Raw genomic sequence first — 17,387 nt, 5'->3', positions numbered from 1 at the left:
AACAAAAGCTGGCCCTGGCCCCCTACCGGCGCCGCGCCCGCCGTCGTTCGTTGCTCGCCAGGCCCTTGGTGAAGGGCCGCGCCAGCGTGTCACCGAGCACAATCCCGCCGGCCACGCCAAACACGATGGCCCCTGCGCTGAGCATCCCGCCGGCACCCAGCAGGATCTCGGACTCCTCGATGGTCAGGACGTACATGGACCGGAAAATGGTGAGCCCGGGCAGGAGAATCAGGCCGGCAGGCACGGCGACCACCAGCTGAGGGGCACCCATCTTCAGCGCCACTATTCGGGCGAGCAGGCCGATCACGATGGCGGCAAGCGCCGGTGAAAAGCGCGTGCCGATGTCGAGGGCTTCGGCGCTGATGAGCACCAGGTGCCCGATCACGCCGACACCCGCCGTCGGGAGCAGCAGCTTCCAGTTCGTCTGTTCCGTGACGCCGATGGCGACGACGGCAATGGCCACCATGATGACTTGTGCCCACAGGGGATACGCGGGCGGGAACGTCTCCGTGACGTCGATGGGTTCCATGCCGATCCTGTCCCCCACCACGAACGCGACCGCGATCCCTGCAACGAGCGCCCCGAACGTCAGCAGCGTGGACAGGAACCTGCCTGCAGCCGTCACGGGGAAGCCATTGATGGCGTCTTGCACGGAGGACACGAGCCGGCCCGTGGGAAGAAGCAGCAGGATGCCGCCCACCACCACAATGGCCGGGGCAATCTGGACACCCACGGGGCTGCCGAACCTCCACAGGAGCAGCGCGATGATCGTCACGACGAAGGAGCAGGCCGCTGTTATGAAGAAGTCAGGCGTCCGCCAGCGGCCCAGCTTCCGGGCCAGCAGGCTGATCAGGAGGTTGGAGGCGAATGCGACCGCCGACGCCCCCAGGCCGCCGCCGATCACGCCAACGAACATCGCCGAGAAGACAGCGAAGGCCACCGTGACCATCCAGCGCGGGAAAGGCTTGGGGCTGCGGACGATCTCGTCCAGGCGCCGGGCCGCCTCGTCCCTGCCGACGCCGCCCGCCACGATGTCGGTCACGAGCTGGTGGACTTTTGCCAGGCCTGCGTAGTTGTTGGTCCAGGAACGCACCACTCGAAGCAGCGAAATGGGCGTCTGGTCCTGGGGTGCGTAATTGATGTTCACCGACTGGTTGGTGATGTCCACCTCGATGTTGCTCAGGCCGAGCGCCGCAGTGACAGCGATGATACTGGTTTCCACCTCGAGCGCGCCGGCGCCGTAGCGGAACATCGATTCGGCCAGCCGCAGGGCGAAGTCCATGGTCTTCCGCGCAGACGTGTCCACGCCGGGCACCTGGATCATGGGGTTGGCGTAGGGGCTCCCGGTGAGCCGGTCCACGATACTCAGCGGCGCCGTCGGCGGGTTGTCGGCCTGCACAAGGCGGCGCAGCATGCGCTTTGCGGCGGCGTTCTGGCGCAGCTGCGAAGCGGTCAGCGGCTGCGTCTTGGGCAGGCCGTCACTGATGGGGCGCTCAGCTTCCCCGGGTTTCTTCTCCATTCCGGCCTCCCTCCGTACGTTGCCTGTGGTCTGCCGTGACGGCGGTTCTGTCCGTTGCGGCAGCTTTAGTAGAACTGCTTTCCCGTGCGGCGTGTGTATACCTGCCGCGCCACCCGTTCGCCGGCGGCCATCCAGGCCTTGTATTTCAGCGGGCTGATGACCTGGTCGTAGCAGCCCACGAAGTCGGTGACGGTCTTGCTGAAGCTTGTTTTGAAGAGGCCCAGCCCGTGGAACGGGTTGGACGTGTCCTTCAGTTGGTCGCTGGGCGGAGTGCCGCAGAAGTCGTATTCCGTGCAGCCAAGTTCCTTGACCTGGTTGATGGCCGTCCACTGGACGAGGTGCGAGTCGCCGTACTGGCTGCGTTTCTGCAGGGACCCTCCGTCCTTGTAGGTGCCCTTGCGGCCGTAGTTGATCACGAAGGCCCCCACTGAGGGAACGTCGTTCTCGTACACGAACAGAAGCCGTCCTTGGCCGCGCTTGATGAAGTTGGTCCAGAACTGGCGGTAGTACTCGTACTCCCGGACCCGGACCTGCGACTTCGCCTCCACCGTGGTGGTCATGAGCCCGTACATGGCACGGAAATTCTCTTCGCTCGGTTCCACATTATGCACCTCGACGCCTTCGCGGATGGCACGGCGGACCGCGTTCCGGCCCCGCGAGTGCAGGTTGCGGAGCAGCTGGTTCTCGTCCGGAGAAATGTCCAGAAGCGCGGTGGAGTCGTTGGGCTGAAGGTTGTGGGTCTTCACCAGCCCGGCCCCCTCAATGACCTTCCGGGCGTGGTCGCTGAGCACGATGTCCGGTTCGATCTTGATCGCGAAGACGCCCAGCCGCGCCTTCTTGACGAAGTCCGCGTTGGCTTTGGCGATGCCGGGAATGTCTTCGACGTCGGCTACATCCGGCCCCTTGATCATGTACCAAAGCTTGCCCAGCACGGGAAAGCTCTTCTCCAGCACGAGGTTGTAGCTGAGGTAGTCGGCCGTTTCGTAGACCAGATGGAGGGGTTTCCAGCCGAAGTGCTGTTTGACGTCAGCGAACGCCTCTGACTGAAGGAGGTTTCCGCCGTTCGGATTCGCGGTGACGTGGGAATCCCAGTTGGCGACCTCCTCGGAGGTGGCAAAGCGGGCAGTGAATTCTCGCAAGTGTGCCGTGTCCAATCTTCGCGTACGTGTCTGCAGCCGGTGCCCGTTGAGGCAGCCTCAAGTCTATCCGCCCTGCACGCGCCCCCGCCGAATGCCCGCCCGTGTGGAGAGGCAGCCGTTCAGCACTCCACCACGTTGACGGCGAGCCCGCCCATGGCCGTTTCCTTGTACTTCGAGCTCATGTCCCTGCCGGTCTCCCGCATGGTGACGATCACCTCGTCGAGGGAAACCCGGTGCAAGCCGTCCCCCCACAGCGCCATCTTCGCGGCGTTGATGGCCTTCGCGGCGGCGATCGCGTTGCGTTCGATGCAGGGCACCTGGACCAGCCCGCCGATGGGGTCGCAGGTCAGGCCAAGATTATGCTCCATGGCGATCTCGGCGGCGTTCTCCACCTGGGACGGCGTGCCGCCCATCACCTCGGCCAGGCCGGCGGCAGCCATGGACGACGCCGAGCCCACCTCGCCCTGGCAGCCCACCTCTGCTCCGGAGATGGACGCCTGTTCCTTGTACAGGACACCAATCGCGCCGGCGGTCAGCAGGAACTTCACCACGACGTCGTCCCGGTCCTTCTGGCTCGCGGTGTCCATGCCGGGGGCGAAGTGCAGGGCGTAGTACAGCACCGCAGGGATGATGCCGGCGGCGCCGTTGGTGGGGGCAGTCACGACGCGCCCGCCGGAGGCGTTCTCCTCATTGACGGCGAGGGCGATGAGATTCACCCATTCCTGCCAGTACTTGGGGTCCCGGTCCTTGTCCTCCTTCAGGAGCCGTTCGTGCCAGTCGGGCGCCCGACGGCGGACCTTCAGTCCGCCGGGAAGCAGCCCCTCGCGCTTGAGGCTGACCTCCACGCAACTTTCCATGACCGAGTAGATGTGGAGCAGGCCTTCGCGGATTTCCTCTTCGGAGCGGGAGGCGCGTTCGTTGACGAACATGATCTCGCCGATGGACAGGCCCTTGGACTGGCAGCGCCCGAGAAGTTCCGCGGCGGTGCGGAACGGCAGCGGCAGTTCCTTCTTGGATTCCTCAAGTTCCTGCTGTGCCGTGTCCTCTTCGCCCTCGCGGACGATGAAGCCGCCTCCCACGGAGAAGAACGTTGCTGCGTGGAGCACATCACCGGCGGCATCAAAGACCGTGAAGGTCATGCCGTTCGTGTGCCGGGGCAGAATGGTCAGGGGGCGCAGCACCATGTCCTTGACGCCGTAGGGCAGGGGAACGGTCCCCGCCAGCTGCAGCATGCCGGTCTCTTCGATCGACGCCAGCCGGGACTCCACCTCATCGGGCAGGATCAGCTCGGGGTGGAAGCCTTCAAGCCCCAGGAGAATGGCAGTCATGGTGCCGTGGCCGTGGCCTGTGGCGGCCAGGGAGCCGTACAGGTCCACCCGCAGCGACGCCACCTGGTTCAGTTTGCCGGAAGACTTCAGCTCCTCGGCGAAGACCGCGGCGGCCCGCATCGGGCCCACGGTGTGTGAACTGGACGGTCCTATTCCGATGGAAAAAAGGTCAAAGACTCCAACGGCCATGTCGGTTCCTCACTTGATCATGCTTCGGTCCGGCAGATGGTCCTGCCGGGGGACTGCCTGGCCGCGGGTCGCGGCGCACAGTCGGCCAGTACGACGGCGGGCGGCAGCTTATGGCGGCCGCCCGCCGTCGTGCTGTTTAATTCCACGCTACGCGGTTTTTACCGCTGCGAGGTCTGCCACCGCCGGGTAAAGCGGGTGGGCTGAGGCGAGCGCTTCCACGCGGGAGCGCAGACCCGAAAGGTCGGCCCCGGCGTCGGCAGTCAGGGCCGCGGCGATGATGTCGGCAACCTCGGCGAAGGCAGCTTCGCCGAAACCGCGGGTCGCCAGGGCCGGGGTGCCGATGCGCAGCCCGGAGGTGACCATCGGCGGGCGCGGGTCGAACGGCACGGCGTTGCGGTTGACGGTGATGTCGATTTCCGCGAGGCGGTCCTCTGCCTGCTGGCCGTCGAGTTCGCAGTTGCGCAGGTCCACCAGGACCAGGTGCACGTCCGTGCCGCCGGAGATCACGTTGATTCCCTTGGCGGTGACGTCCGGCTGGACCAGCCGCTCGGCCAGGATCCGGGCGCCGGCCAGCACGCGTTCCTGGCGTTCCCGGAACTCGGCCGAGGCGGCGATCTTGAAGGCCACTGCCTTGCCGGCGATGACGTGCTCAAGGGGGCCGCCCTGCTGACCGGGGAACACCGCCGAGTTGATCTTCTTGGCGATGTCGGCGTCGTTGGTCAGGATGATGCCGCCGCGCGGACCGGCGAGGGTCTTGTGCGTGGTGGACGTGGTGACGTGCGCGTGCGGGACCGGGGAGGGGTGCAGGCCCGCGGCCACCAGCCCGGCGAAGTGCGCCATATCCACCATCAGGTACGCCCCCACGGAGTCGGCAATGCGGCGGAACTCAGCGAAGTCCAGCTGCCGGGCGTAGGCGGACCAGCCGGCGACGATCAGTGCCGGCTTGTGCTCCTGGGCCAGGCGCTCCACCTCGGCCATGTCGATCCGGTGGTCCTCTTCACGGACCTGGTACGGGACCACGTTGTACAGGCGGCCGGAGAAGTTGATCCGCATGCCGTGCGTCAGGTGCCCGCCGTGGGCCAGGTTCAGGCCCATGATGGTGTCGCCCGGCTTGATCAGGGCGTGCATCACCGAGGCGTTGGCCTGCGCGCCGGAGTGCGGCTGGACGTTCGCGTATTCCGCGCCGAAGAGCGCCTTTACCCGGTCGATCGCGAGCTGCTCGATCACGTCCACGTGCTCGCAGCCGCCGTAGTACCGCTTGCCCGGGTAGCCCTCGGCGTACTTGTTGGTCAGCACCGAGCCCTGCGCCTGCATCACTGCCACGGCCGTGTGGTTCTCGGAGGCGATCATCTCCAGCCCGCCGCGCTGGCGGGTGAGTTCGTCGTCGATCTTGGCGGCGATCTCCGGGTCAAGGGCCGACAGGTCGGCGTCCAGGCTCGGTGAGACTACCTGCTCGAAGGCCACTGTTTCTGTGGCTGCGCCACGGGACGCGCTCACAGCTCGCCCCCGTTCTTGGCCGCGTAGTCCTCGGCGGAGAGCAGCGGGCCGTCAGATTCCGCGGCCACCTTGAAGAGCCAGCCGGCGCCGTACGGGTCGCTGTTGATCAGCGCCGGGTCCTCGACGACGGCGGGGTTGGTTTCTAGGACTTCGCCGGTAACCGGGGAGTACAGGTCCGAGACGGACTTCGTGGACTCGACCTCGCCGCAGGTCTCCCCCGCCGTCACGGCCGAGCCGACCTCGGGCAGGTCCACGTAGACGATGTCGCCGAGCGCGTCGGTGGCCACGGCGGAGATCCCGATGGAAACAATGTTCGATCCGGCGTCGCGGGCGATCCATTCGTGTTCGTCGGAGTACTGCAGTTCAGGGGCAACTTTTGCCATGTTTTTTCCTTACGTTTGAAATCTTTTGTCAGGGTCGGCGGCGGGCTTCAACAAGCTCAACCCCCAATGATCGAGCTTGTCGAGATCCCCGGTTTCGACAAGCTCAACCAGCGGCGCGGCTACTTCTGGCGCTTGTAGAAAGGCAGTGCCACGACTTCGAAGGGCTCGCTCTTGCCGCGCAGATCGATGTCCAGGGCTGTGCCGGGCTGGGTGTACTCCACGTCGACGTACGCCATGGCCACGGGATACCCCAGGCTCGGGCTGGGCTGGCCGGAGGTGACCTCGCCTACGACGGTGCCGTCCTTGAGCACCGGGTAGTGCCCGCGTCCGGCGCGGCGTCCCAAACCCTTGAGGCCCACGAGCCTGCGGCCGCTCGTGGAGCCGGCGCCTGCTTCCTTCTTGGCGGCCAGTGCGGCCTTACCAACGAAATCGCCTTCCTTGGACAGCGCGACGACGGGCCCCAGACCGGCAGCGAACGGGTCGCCTTCCAGGGACAGCTCGTTGCCGTACAGCGGCATGCCCGCTTCGAGGCGGAGCGAATCGCGGGAAGCCAGACCGGCAGGCGTCAGCTCCCCTTCGTCCGCAATGGCGACGATCGCCTGCCACAGGGCGGCGGCGTCGTCGTTGTCCACGAAGATCTCAAACCCGTCCTCCCCGGTGTAGCCGGTGCGGGCCAGCAGCAGTTCCTGGCCGGCTCCGGCCACCAGGAACGGGACCTCGACGGCGGCGTAGTACTTCAGGCCGGTGACGAGCCCGTGCTGTGCGGCGGGAACCAGGCGGAGGAGGATTTCCTCTGCCTTGGGTCCTTGGACAGCGATCAGCGAGACCTCGGTGGAGACGTCATTCACGGTGACGTCAAAGTTGGCGGCCCTGTCGGCCAGGGCCTCGGCCACCACCTTGGCATTGCCGGCGTTGGGCACCACCAGGAACCTGTCGGTGCTGCCTTGTGCGGCATCCGCGGCCGCCGGGCGCCTGTAAATGATGAGGTCGTCGATGATGCCGCCGTCCTCATTGCAGATCAGCGAGTATTTGGCTTTACCGACGGCCATGGCCGAAATCTTGCCGACGAGGGCATAGTCGAGGAAGGCAGCCGCATCAGGCCCGGTCACCCATACTTCGCCCATGTGGGAGAGGTCGAAGATGCCCGCGGCCTTGCGGACGGCGTGGTGTTCGGCCAGCTCGGAGCTGTATTTGAGCGGCATCTGCCAGCCACCGAAGTCGGTGAAGGAGGCGCCGAGTTTCTTGTGCTCTTCGTAAAGGGCGGTGTACTTCTCAGGCATGGGAAAGTCCTTTCAAGTCCGGCGGTCGAGCCTGTCGAGATCCAGCGTTTTGCCAGGCTCAACCATCGGGGCGGCCGAAATCAGTTTTCGAAAGATTCTGTGTTTTCCTCGAAGGCTTCGAGAGGTGGGCAGGAGCAGATCAGGTTGCGGTCACCCAGGGCGCCGTCGATCCGGCCGACGGGCGGGAAGTACTTGTCCTGCTTGAGGGAGTGCACGGGGAACACGGCCTGCTCGCGGGGGTAGGCGCGGTCCCAGCCGGAGCTGATGGCCGCGGCTGCGGTGTGCGGGGCGTTGCGCAGGGGGCTGTTCTCCACGGTGAAGTCACCGTTGGCCACCTGGTCGATCTCGTGGCGGATGGAGATCATCGCCTCGATGAACCGGTCGATCTCGGCCAGGTCCTCGGACTCGGTCGGCTCCACCATCAGGGTGCCGGCCACCGGGAACGCGAGGGTGGGGGCGTGGAAGCCGTAGTCGATCAGGCGTTTGGCCACGTCCTCGGCCGTGACACCGGTCTTGGCCGTGAGCTCGCGCAGGTCCAGGATGCACTCGTGCGCCACAAGGCCGCCTTCACCGGAGTACAGCACAGGGAAGAACTCGTTGAGCTGCGCGGCCACATAGTTGGCGGCGAGCAGCGCAGACTTGGTGGCCTCGGTCAGGCCGTCCCCGCCCATGAGCTTCACATACGCCCACGAGATCGGCAGCACACCGGCGGAACCGAAGCGCGAAGCCGAGATCGGCACGTCATCGCCCTCGGTCCAGGACGCGGCGTTGCCGGGCATGAACGGGGCCAGGTGGGCCTTCGCCGCGACGGGTCCTACGCCGGGTCCTCCACCACCGTGCGGGATGCAGAAGGTCTTGTGCAGGTTCAGGTGCGACACGTCCCCGCCGAACTTGCCCGGCTGGGCCAGCCCGACCAGGGCGTTGAGGTTCGCGCCGTCGATGTACACCTGGCCGCCTGCCGCGTGCACGGCGTCGCAGACCTCGCGGACGTCGGCGTCATACACGCCGTGGGTGGAGGGATAGGTGATCATGATGCAGGACAGAGCGTCCTTGTGGGCGTCGATCTTGGCGTACAGGTCCGCGTGGTCGATCGTGCCGTCCGCGGCGGTGGCCACCACGACGACCTTCATGCCCGCCAGCACAGCCGAGGCGGCATTCGTGCCGTGGGCCGAGGCCGGGATCAGGCAGATGTTCCGCTGCCCCTCCCCGCGGGAACGGTGGTAGCCGCGGATCGCCAGGAGGCCCGCGAGCTCACCCTGGGACCCGGCGTTGGGCTGGATCGACACCTGGTCATAGCCGGTGATCTCGGTCAGCTGCGCCTCCAGGTCGGCGATCAGCTCACGCCAGCCCTCGGTCTGCGAATCCGGGGCGAAGGGGTGGATTGAGGCGAATTCCGGCCACGAGATCGCTTCCATCTCCGCGGTGGCGTTCAGCTTCATGGTGCAGGAGCCCAGCGGGATCATGGTGCGGTCCAGCGCCAGGTCACGGTCCGAGAGCCTGCGGATGTAGCGCAGCAGCTGCGTCTCGGAGCGGTGCGTGTTGAACACCGGATGCTGCAGGTACGAGGAGGAACGTTCGACGGCGGCGTCAAGGGCGAAACTGCCCGAGGCTCCCACTGCCTCGGCGCCGAAGGCGGCGAGAACGTCCGCCACGATGGCCGGCGTCGTTGTTTCATCGGTGGAGATGCCGACGGTGTCGGCGTCGATCACCCGGAGGTTGATGCCCTTCTCTTCGGCTGCGGCGATGATGCCGGCGGCCTTGCCCGGAACGGACACGGTCACGGTATCGAAGAAGCTGGTGTGCAGGACATCCAGCCCTGCCGCTTTGAGTGAGGCCGCGAGAACCTTGGCGTGGCTGTGCGCGGTCTCGGCGATTGCTTTCAGGCCCTCCGGTCCGTGGTAGACGGCGTACATCGAGGCGACGATGGCCAGCAGCGCCTGTGCCGTGCAGATGTTGGAGGTCGCCTTCTCACGGCGGATGTGCTGCTCGCGGGTCTGCAGCGCGAGGCGGTATGCGGGGGCACCGGCAGAGTCCTTGGAGACACCCACCAGGCGGCCGGGAAGGGAGCGTTCAAGGCCCTTTTGCACTGCCATGTAGGCGGCGTGGGGTCCGCCGTAGAACAGCGGTACACCCAGGCGCTGCGCGGAGCCGACGGCAATGTCCGCGCCCTGCTCGCCGGGAGGGGTGATGAGGGTCAGCGCCAGCAGATCAGCTGAGACCGTGACCAGGGCGCCACGTTCCTTCGCGGCGGCAATGATGCCGGAGTGGTCGAACACGTGGCCGGAGGCGCCGGGCTGCTGGAGCACGACACCGTTGATGTCGCCGTCGGGAAGTCCCTTGGACAGGTCTGCGACCTCGACTTCGAATCCAAGCGCCTCGGCGCGGCCCTTGACAATGGCAATGGTCTGCGGCAGGCAGTCGGCGTCCAGGACAGTCTTGCCGTCGTGGGCCTGCTTGTTCTTGTTGGCACGGCGCATGAGCAGCACGGCTTCAGCCACGGCCGTTGCTTCATCCAGCAGCGAGGCGTTGGCGATGGGGAGGCCAACGAGGTCCTGGACCATGGTCTGGAAGTTCAGGAGCGCCTCAAGGCGGCCCTGCGAGATCTCGGGCTGGTATGGCGTGTAGGCGGTGTACCAGGCCGGGGATTCAAGGACGTTGCGGCGGATCACCGGTGGGGTCACGGTGTCGTAATAGCCCTGGCCGATCATCTGCACAGCGGTCTTGTTCTTGGCGGCCAGCTTGCGGAGTTCGGCGAGCGCCTCAACCTCGCTCAGTGCAGCAGAAAGTTCCAGCGCAGAGTCCTGCCGGATGTCCTTGGGAACGGCGGTATCAACCATCGCATCAATGGTGTCGAAGCCGACAGCCCTGAGCATGGCGTCAACGTCGGCTTCTCGGCGGGCCCCGATATGCCGGTCTACGAAGGAGGCGGAGGCTGAATGTACGGTCAAAGGAACTCCATAACTAAGGCGGCGCAAGGTGCGCCACAGTGATTTGGGTTCCTCCCCGCTCTGTATTGGACCTGAGAGATTCCGCGTAAGCCGTGCGTCGCACAGCCCCGCTTGCACCGTCGGTGAGCAAAGCGCGTCCTGATGATCCGGGTGATCCCGGGACTCCAGGGGAGCCTGCTACTTTCCAGAGTTGCCTTGCCGCGGCGGTACATGGGCCTGAGAGATTCCTGGGGAGGATTTGCTCCTACGGCGCCTGCTTGTACCTACTTGCAGGACTCTCCCGCCGCAGATCAAAGGCTTATTCAGTTAGCGGTGACAACAGCCACAAGGGTTATTGTCCTATGTCCGGAGCGAGTTTACAAACTGTCTCACCACCACCCGCTAGCCCCGCAGCCGTTCGAGCGCAGCCAGCAGGCTCTCGACGTCGGCGGCGGTCTCGGCAGCTGTCGCGGCCGGACCGATCGACAGCATCGCGTTGAAGTACAGCCCGTCGCCCATGTAGAGAACCGCCTTGGCCAGGCCCGGGCCCACATCCTTGGCGATCTCATCGAGCCAGCGCTGCTGGATGTGGGCGAACCGGCGCCGGGTTTCCTCATGGGCGACTTCCGCCAGGCGTGTTGCTGCCACGATGGCGCGGTCCAGCGGGGTATCTGCCCACACCGAGGACCTGATGAAATACGCTGCGGCTCCTTCAGGAGCCGCGGCCATTGCCCGGGCATCCGCCTCGGCATATTCCTCGAGGCGGTCCAGCAAGACGCCGATCAGGGCTTCCTTGTTGGGGAAGTGGTAGAGCAGCCCGCCCTTGGAGACACCTGCACGCCCGGCAACGGCATCGAGGGTGGCGGCCCGCTCCCCCACTTCGATGAGGAGCGATTCGAAGGCGTCGAGAACGGCACCGCGCGCTACTGGTTTTCTGGGCATGGCTTCAATCATGCCCGTTAGGCAGGGGTGTTTATAACTGTACCGTCTGGACGGTATAGTTATATGCATGACCAAGTCCGCAGCCATCGAGTCCCTCAAACCAGCCGCCGGCACAGCAGCAAGGCAGCCGTCTCCCGCCGACGGCGGGATGCGTGACTGGCTTGCCCTGGGCCTGCTGATGTTCCCGGTCCTGCTTGTGGCCGTGGACAATACCGCGCTGACTTTCGCGCTCCCGGCGATTACGCGCAGCCTGGACCCCTCCGGCGTCCAGCTGCTGTGGATCGTGGATGCCTACGCCCTCGTCCTGGCGGGGCTCCTGGTGGCCATGGGAAGTCTGGGCGACAGGATCGGCCGCCGCCGGCTGCTGCTGATCGGCACCACGGGATTTGCGGCCGTCTCGGCCGCCACAGCGTTTGCCCCCACTGCCGAATGGCTGATTGCCGGTCGTGCCGGACTGGGCCTTTTTGGCGCCATGCTGATGCCCTCCACGCTGTCGCTGATCCGGAACATCTTCCCGGAGCCCAACCGGCGCCGCCTGGCCGTGGCGATCTGGGCGGCAGGCTTCTCCGGCGGTGCGGCTCTTGGACCGATCTTCGGCGGCTGGCTCGTGGAGCACTTCTGGTGGGGCGCGGTGCTTCTGGTGGCGGTGCCGATCATGCTGCCACTGCTGGTGTTCGGGCCCTTCTTCATCCCGGAGTCCAGGGATCCGAACCCGGGGCGGGTGGATGCACCCAGCATCCTGCTCTCCATGCTGACCATGGTGCCCGTGGTTTATGGCATCAAGGATCTGGCCACAGAAGGCCCCGGGGTGTTTCCGCTTGCCGTCATCGCTTTCGGCACACTGATGGGCTGGGCCTTTGTGCGGCGCCAGCACCGGCTGGCGTCTCCCCTGCTGGACCTGTCCCTGTTCCGGAACCGGGTGTTCAGCACGGCAATCACCGCCAACGTCCTGGCGCTGTTCTCCTTCAACGGCTTCATCCTGTTCCTGGCCCAGCACCTGCAATTGCTGGAGGGAATGTCCCCCTCGGCCTCGGGGACGGCCATGCTTCCGGCACTGGCGGCCACCGTGGTGGCTGGCCTTCTCGTGGTGCCGCTGGTGCGGAGGATCCGGCCCGGGTTCGTGGTGGCCGGCGGCCTGTCCTTGAGCGCGGCGGGCTATTGCCTGGTGACCGTTGGCGACCACTCGGCCGGACCACCGCTGCTGCTTGGAGCACTGCTCCTGCTGGCGCTGGGGGTCGGGGCCGCGGAGACCATCTCCAACGACCTGATCCTGGGCACAGTACCGCCTGCCAGGTCCGGGGCGGCGGCGGCCATTTCCGAAACTGGCTACGAGGTGGGCTCGCTGCTGGGAACGGCCGTGCTGGGGTCGATCCTGACAGCTTCATACCAAGGACAGTTCGTCCTGCCGCGGGCCGTGGCCGAGGCGGCACCGGGTGAGGCCGCGGACCGGGCCAGGGAAACGCTGGCCGGAGCGATGGAGCTGGCCGAGACCCTGCCCGCCCCGCTGTCCGAGGCCCTCGCAGCGGCAGCCCGCCTGGCCTTTGACTCGGGCGTCCACATTACCGCTGCCATTGCGCTGGTGCTGATGTCAGCAGCGGCAGTCCTTTCCGCCGTCGTACTCCGCCGGGTGCCGAGGGCCAGCTAAGCGGCACGGCACGCCAACAGCCCCGGAGTGGCTCCGGGGCTGTTGGCGTGGCCTGCCAGGCGGCACCTGCCGCCGGCCTGACGCGGAACGTCTACTTGCTGTCGGGCCGGGTGACGCCGGCCGAGGCCTTCATGTTTTCGGCGCCCACCATCCAGGCGTACTGCTCCAGCTTCTCGATGAAGGCGTGCAGCAGGTCAGCTGTGGTGGGGTCCTCTTCATCCACCTCGTCATGGACCTTGCGCATGGTGCCGACAGCGGCTTCCAGCGCGGCAACGATCCTGTCGATCGCGTCCTTGGTGTTGATGAGGCCTTCCGGGAACTTGGCCAGGCTCGTGGACTTTGCCACAGTCTCGCTGCGGCCGTCCGGAAGGGCGTGGAGTGCGCGCATCCGCTCGGCCATGTCGTCAGCGAAAGCCCGCGCGGCGTTGACGATCTCGTCCAGCTGCAGGTGAAGGTCACGGAAGTTGGTCCCCACGATGTTCCAGTGCGCCTGTTTGCCCTGGATGTGCAGTTCAATCAGGTCCGCCAGGACGGCCTGCATGTTGTTGGTCAGGGTCGGTGAAGCTTTCATTCATCCTCCTCGAGTGGTCCAGTAGCCCCGACGCTACCGCAGCCCGGGTCAAGGGCGGCAGGTGGGAAGCAGGGATTTCACCATCAGCTTACTTACTATCGCGGTCATAAATGAATGGCCCTCAAATAACCCCTTGTCAGCACGCCTCGCGCCATGCATACTAAATGAACGTTATTCATTTAGTGACGGTCGTCTCACTGGAGTAGTCATCATGATTGAAATCACCTGCCTGGCTTCACCCGCCTCCCTCGCCCGGACAGCGCCGTCTGTGCGTCCCGCGCTGCGGATCGGCGTCGTCCAGCACCGCTGGCACAGCAGCATTCCGGCCCTTCGTGCCGAACTGAACGACGGCATCGAACGGGCGGCCCGCCTCGGCGCCACCGTCGTCTTCCTTCCCGAACTCACGCTGTCCCGCTACCCGGCCGACGAGGTTCCCGAGAATGACCTGTCCCTGCCCGGACGGGTCCGCCCCCGCCCGTCGGACGCGGCGGAGGACCTGCTCACCGGCCCCACCTTCCGCTTCGCCGCGGATGCAGCCCGCCGGCACGGCATCTGCGTCCACGCCTCGCTCTACCAACGGGCGGACGCCCCGGACGGCAGCGACGACGGCCTGGGCCTGAACACCTCCATCCTCGTCTCCCCCTCGGGCGAGCTGCTGGCGCGCACCCACAAGCTGCACATCCCCGTCACCGCCGGTTACTACGAGGACCGCTTCTTCCGGCAGGGCCCGGCGGCGGAAGACGCCTACGAAGTCCACGCCCCTGCTGAACTTGGCGGCGCACGGCTCGGCATGCCCACCTGCTGGGACGAGTGGTTTCCCGAGCTGGCGCGGATGTATTCGCTCGGCGGCGCGGAGCTGCTGGTGTATCCGACGGCGATTGGTTCAGAGCCGCTGTTCCCGGAGTTCGACACGCAGCCCCTGTGGCAGCAGGTCATTGTCGGCAACGGCATCGCCAACGGGCTGTTCATGGTGGTTCCCAACCGCTGGGGCCGGGAGGGCAGCCTCAACTTCTACGGGTCCTCGTTCATCTCCGATCCCTACGGCCGCATCCTGGCCCAGGCGCCACGGGACGAGTCGGCTGTCCTCGTCGCGGATCTGGACCTGGACCAGCGCCGCGACTGGCTCACCCTGTTCCCGTTCCTGACCACCCGCCGCCCGGACACCTATGCGCGGCTGACCGAACCCGTGCGGCATGACGAGCCGTTCGGCACGGTGTCGGCCGACTCAACCAGCGACTACGTTCCCGCAGAGGTGACAGCATGAGCACGTGGCGCATGCCCGCCGAGACGGCACCCCAGGAGCGCCTCTGGATGGCGTTCCCCACCGGCGGCTACACGCTGGGCGGGACCGCCGAGGAGGCACATGCGGCACGGTCGGTCTGGGCTGCCGTCGCGAACGCCGCCGTTGAATTTGAGCCGGTCACCGTGGTGGTGGCGCCCGACGACGTCGAGACAGCCGCTCGCTATCTGTCGCCCGCCGTCGAGGTGCTTCCGGCGGAGTTGAATGACGCCTGGATGCGGGACATCGGTCCCACGTTCGTCCTGGACGGCAGCGGCCAGCTGGGTGCCGTGGACTGGGTCTTCAACGGCTGGGGCGCCCAGGACTGGGCGCAATGGGACAAGGATTCGCTCATCGCGGCCGAGGTCGCCGGCCGGACCGGCGCCCACCATCTGGTGTCCGGGCTGGTCAACGAAGGCGGCGGCATTCAGGTGGACGGCGAGGGCACGGTGCTGGTCACCGAAACCGTGCAGTTGGATCCGGGCCGCAATCCCGGACTCACCAAGGCAGATGTTGAAGCGGAGCTGGCCAGGACCATCGGCGCCAGCCACGTGATCTGGGTCCCCCGCGGCCTGACCCGCGATTCGGAGCGCTACGGTACCCGCGGGCACGTGGACATCGTGGCCGCCATCCCGTCGCCGGGTGTTCTCCTGGTCCATTCGCAGCAGAATCCGGAGCACCCAGACTTTGCGGTCAGCCGCGAGGTCATCAGCTTCCTGTCCACCACCCGGGACGCGGCCGGACGGGAGTGGAGCATTGTCGAGGTTCCGGCCCCCGCGGCCCTCACCGACGAGGAGGGCTTCGTCGACTACAGCTACATCAACCACGTGGTGGTCAACGGCGGCGTCATCGCCTGCACCTTCTCCGACCCCAACGATGAGAAGGCCCTCCGCATCCTCGCTGACGCATATCCCGGACGGCGGGTGGTGGGCATCGACGCCCGCGAACTCTTCGCCCGCGGCGGGGGAATCCACTGCATCACCCAGCAGCAGCCCGCCGGTTTCCGGAACGGACTGCCTGCCAGAAAGGGACAGTCATGAGTCAAACCACACGGGCCGCCGCACCGGCCGCCGGCACCTCCCACGGCATTACCGGGAAGGGACTGCAGGGCGGGCAGCTGGGCCTGCTCGCCGTCGTCGTCCTTGGCATTTCCACCATCGCGCCTGCGTACACGCTGACCAGCGCGCTCGGCCCCACAGTCGCCGAGGCGGGGCTGCAGCTTCCAGTCATCTTCCTCATCGGCTTCATCCCGATGATCCTGGTGTCCCTGGCCTACCGGGAGCTGAACGCCGATTCACCGGACAGCGGCACCACCTTCACCTGGGTGACCAAGGCGTTCGGCCCGTGGGTCGGCTGGATGGGCGGCTGGGGTTTGCTCGCCGCCAACATCATCGTGCTGTCCAACCTGGCCGCGGTGGCAGTGGACTTCTTCTACCTGTTCATCGCACAGCTGACGGGCGCACCGGAACTGGCTGATCTCGCCGCCAACAAGCCCCTCAACGTGGCGACCTGCTTCGTCTTCGTGGCGCTGGCGGTCTGGGTGAGCTACCGTGGGCTGCACACCACAAAGATTGTGCAGTACGGGCTCGTGGGCTTCCAGCTGCTGGTGCTGGGCCTCTTCGTGGCCCTGGCCTTCGCCAACTGGTCCGCGTCCGAAACCTCCATCCCCTTCAGCTGGGAATGGTTCGACGTGACCAAGATCGAGACGTTCGGCCAGGTCGCGGCCGGCATCTCGCTGTCCATCTTCGTGTACTGGGGCTGGGACGTCTGCCTCACAGTGAACGAGGAAACCTCCAACGGCAAGAAAACCGCCGGCCTCGCAGGCACGGTGACCGCCGTCGTCGTCCTCGGCATCTACCTGCTGATCACCATCGCGACGATGATGTTTGCCGGCGTCGGTGACACGGGCATCGGCCTGAACAACGAGGAAAACCACGCAAACATCTTTACCGCGCTGGCCTCCCCCATCATGGGCCCCCTCGCCATCCTCATGTCGCTGGCGGTCCTCTCCAGCTCGGCGGCCTCGCTCCAGTCCACGTTCACGTCCCCTTCACGCAGCCTTCTGGCGATGGCGCACTACGGCGCCCTGCCGGAGCCGTTCAGCCGCCTGAGCAAGAAGTTCGCGACGCCGGGCTTCGCCACCGTCGCCGCCGGCGTCCTCTCGGCCGGGTTCTATGCCGTGATGCATGTGGTCAGCGAGAACGTCCTCAATGACACCATCCTCGCCCTGGGCCTGATGATCTGCTTCTACTACGGACTGACTGCATTCGCGTGTGCCTGGTACTTCCGCAACAGCGTGTTCAGCAGCGTCCGGAACTTCATGCTGAGGCTGCTCTGCCCGCTGCTGGGCGGCGTGGGGCTCCTGGTGGTGTTCCTGCAGACGGCCGCGGACAGCTGGGCGCCGGAATTCGGCAGCGGCTCGGAGTTCTTCGGTGTGGGCCTGGTGTTTGTGCTCGGCGTCGGCATCCTCGCCATGGGAGTCATCTTCATGCTGGTCATGTCACGGCTCCGGCCAGGGTTTTTCCGCGGCGAGACCATCCGCCGGGACACTCCCGCCCTGGTGCTGCCGGACTAGCAGCCAGCCGGCGCCCGCCCGAACACACAAGCGAAAGCCCCGCCTCCCGGCCGTGAACTGGTTCACTGTCCCGGAGGCGGGGCTTTTCGCTTGCATCAACCCGTCATCATGCG

At 66.2% G+C, this 17,387-nt stretch carries 13 protein-coding genes and 1 riboswitch; of the genes, 4 read left to right on the top strand and 9 right to left on the bottom strand.

Annotated features, from left to right (window positions below):
* Window positions 1-22: 22 nt before the first annotated feature.
* The 8 genes from ACIP90_RS18880 to ACIP90_RS18845 all read right to left on the bottom strand — a co-directional run bounded on the left by ACIP90_RS18880 (window position 23) and on the right by ACIP90_RS18845 (window position 11,204).
* Window positions 23-1,519: a threonine/serine exporter ThrE family protein gene (locus tag ACIP90_RS18880; protein ID WP_400581162.1), complete on the bottom strand. Its 1,497-nt coding sequence runs from the start codon at window positions 1,517-1,519 to the stop codon at window positions 23-25.
* A 65-nt stretch (window positions 1,520-1,584) separates the two neighbouring features.
* Entirely contained in the window at window positions 1,585-2,658 is a 1,074-nt protein-coding gene (locus ACIP90_RS18875; protein WP_400581161.1) for a lipid II:glycine glycyltransferase FemX, read from the bottom strand.
* A 119-nt stretch (window positions 2,659-2,777) separates the two neighbouring features.
* Entirely contained in the window at window positions 2,778-4,175 is a 1,398-nt protein-coding gene (locus tag ACIP90_RS18870; protein ID WP_400581159.1) for an L-serine ammonia-lyase, read from the bottom strand.
* A gap of 147 nt (window positions 4,176-4,322) precedes the next feature.
* Window positions 4,323-5,672 (bottom strand): serine hydroxymethyltransferase, encoded by a 1,350-nt coding sequence (glyA, locus tag ACIP90_RS18865; protein WP_400581157.1) that lies wholly within the window; start codon window positions 5,670-5,672, stop codon window positions 4,323-4,325.
* Window positions 5,669-6,055 (bottom strand): glycine cleavage system protein GcvH, encoded by a 387-nt coding sequence (gene gcvH, locus ACIP90_RS18860; protein ID WP_400581155.1) that lies wholly within the window; start codon window positions 6,053-6,055, stop codon window positions 5,669-5,671. The genes glyA and gcvH overlap by 4 nt, the downstream gene beginning before the upstream one ends.
* A 119-nt stretch (window positions 6,056-6,174) precedes the next feature.
* Window positions 6,175-7,335: a glycine cleavage system aminomethyltransferase GcvT gene (gene gcvT / locus ACIP90_RS18855; RefSeq protein WP_400581154.1), complete on the bottom strand. Its 1,161-nt coding sequence runs from the start codon at window positions 7,333-7,335 to the stop codon at window positions 6,175-6,177.
* Window positions 7,336-7,415: 80 nt separating this feature from the next.
* Complete coding sequence (gene gcvP / locus ACIP90_RS18850) at window positions 7,416-10,283, bottom strand: aminomethyl-transferring glycine dehydrogenase (RefSeq protein WP_400581152.1); 2,868 nt, start codon at window positions 10,281-10,283, stop codon at window positions 7,416-7,418.
* A 194-nt stretch (window positions 10,284-10,477) separates the two neighbouring features.
* Window positions 10,478-10,576, bottom strand: a riboswitch (glycine riboswitch).
* Between the two features lie 88 nt (window positions 10,577-10,664).
* On the bottom strand, window positions 10,665-11,204 hold the full coding sequence (locus tag ACIP90_RS18845; protein WP_400581151.1) for a TetR/AcrR family transcriptional regulator: 540 nt from the start codon (window positions 11,202-11,204) through the stop codon (window positions 10,665-10,667).
* Window positions 11,205-11,271: 67 nt separating this feature from the next.
* Here ACIP90_RS18845 and ACIP90_RS18840 point away from each other — a divergent pair, with 67 nt between their 5' ends.
* Window positions 11,272-12,849 carry an MFS transporter gene (locus ACIP90_RS18840; RefSeq protein ID WP_400581149.1) on the top strand — a complete coding sequence of 526 codons (1,578 nt, stop codon included), beginning with the start codon at window positions 11,272-11,274 and terminating at the stop codon, window positions 12,847-12,849.
* Window positions 12,850-12,940: 91 nt separating this feature from the next.
* Here the strand turns inward: ACIP90_RS18840 and ACIP90_RS18835 are convergent, their stop codons facing one another.
* The gene (locus ACIP90_RS18835) at window positions 12,941-13,420 is read right to left on the bottom strand and encodes a Dps family protein (protein ID WP_400581147.1); all 480 of its coding nucleotides are present in this window, start codon (window positions 13,418-13,420) and stop codon (window positions 12,941-12,943) included.
* Between the two features lie 211 nt (window positions 13,421-13,631).
* On the opposite strand from ACIP90_RS18835, the gene ACIP90_RS18830 reads away from it, so the two are divergent.
* The 3 genes from ACIP90_RS18830 to ACIP90_RS18820 are packed head-to-tail and all read left to right on the top strand — an operon-like array spanning window position 13,632 to window position 17,274.
* Window positions 13,632-14,684 (top strand): nitrilase-related carbon-nitrogen hydrolase, encoded by a 1,053-nt coding sequence (locus ACIP90_RS18830; protein WP_400581145.1) that lies wholly within the window; start codon window positions 13,632-13,634, stop codon window positions 14,682-14,684.
* Window positions 14,681-15,739, top strand: coding sequence for an agmatine/peptidylarginine deiminase (locus ACIP90_RS18825; RefSeq protein WP_400581144.1), 1,059 nt, complete (start codon window positions 14,681-14,683; stop codon window positions 15,737-15,739). Before ACIP90_RS18830 ends, ACIP90_RS18825 begins: the two co-directional genes overlap by 4 nt.
* A complete protein-coding gene (locus ACIP90_RS18820) occupies window positions 15,736-17,274 on the top strand; it encodes an APC family permease (protein WP_400581142.1) in 1,539 nt (512 codons plus the stop codon). The genes ACIP90_RS18825 and ACIP90_RS18820 overlap by 4 nt, the downstream gene beginning before the upstream one ends.
* Window positions 17,275-17,387 lie beyond the last annotated feature (113 nt).

The sequence above is a fragment of the Arthrobacter sp. NPDC093139 genome (genome assembly GCF_044754165.1).
In the GTDB taxonomy this organism is placed as follows: Bacteria; Actinomycetota; Actinomycetes; order Actinomycetales; family Micrococcaceae; genus Arthrobacter.
The sequence above is the reverse complement of the archived record's forward strand: the minus strand, read 5'-3'. Positions and strand labels throughout refer to the sequence as shown.

Excerpts from the sequence above, each read along its gene's own strand:
- ACIP90_RS18840 (WP_400581149.1), top strand. The coding sequence starts at position 11,272 with ATGACCAAGTCCGCAGCCATCGAGTCCCTCAAACCAGCCGCCGGCACA.
- ACIP90_RS18820 (WP_400581142.1), top strand. The coding sequence starts at position 15,736 with ATGAGTCAAACCACACGGGCCGCCGCACCGGCCGCCGGCACCTCCCAC.
- ACIP90_RS18830 (WP_400581145.1), top strand. The coding sequence starts at position 13,632 with ATGATTGAAATCACCTGCCTGGCTTCACCCGCCTCCCTCGCCCGGACA.
- gcvT (WP_400581154.1), bottom strand. The coding sequence starts at position 7,335 with ATGCCTGAGAAGTACACCGCCCTTTACGAAGAGCACAAGAAACTCGGC.
- ACIP90_RS18880 (WP_400581162.1), bottom strand. The coding sequence starts at position 1,519 with ATGGAGAAGAAACCCGGGGAAGCTGAGCGCCCCATCAGTGACGGCCTG.
- ACIP90_RS18870 (WP_400581159.1), bottom strand. The coding sequence starts at position 4,175 with ATGGCCGTTGGAGTCTTTGACCTTTTTTCCATCGGAATAGGACCGTCC.
- ACIP90_RS18835 (WP_400581147.1), bottom strand. The coding sequence starts at position 13,420 with ATGAAAGCTTCACCGACCCTGACCAACAACATGCAGGCCGTCCTGGCG.
- ACIP90_RS18845 (WP_400581151.1), bottom strand. The coding sequence starts at position 11,204 with ATGCCCAGAAAACCAGTAGCGCGCGGTGCCGTTCTCGACGCCTTCGAA.
- gcvH (WP_400581155.1), bottom strand. The coding sequence starts at position 6,055 with ATGGCAAAAGTTGCCCCTGAACTGCAGTACTCCGACGAACACGAATGG.
- ACIP90_RS18825 (WP_400581144.1), top strand. The coding sequence starts at position 14,681 with ATGAGCACGTGGCGCATGCCCGCCGAGACGGCACCCCAGGAGCGCCTC.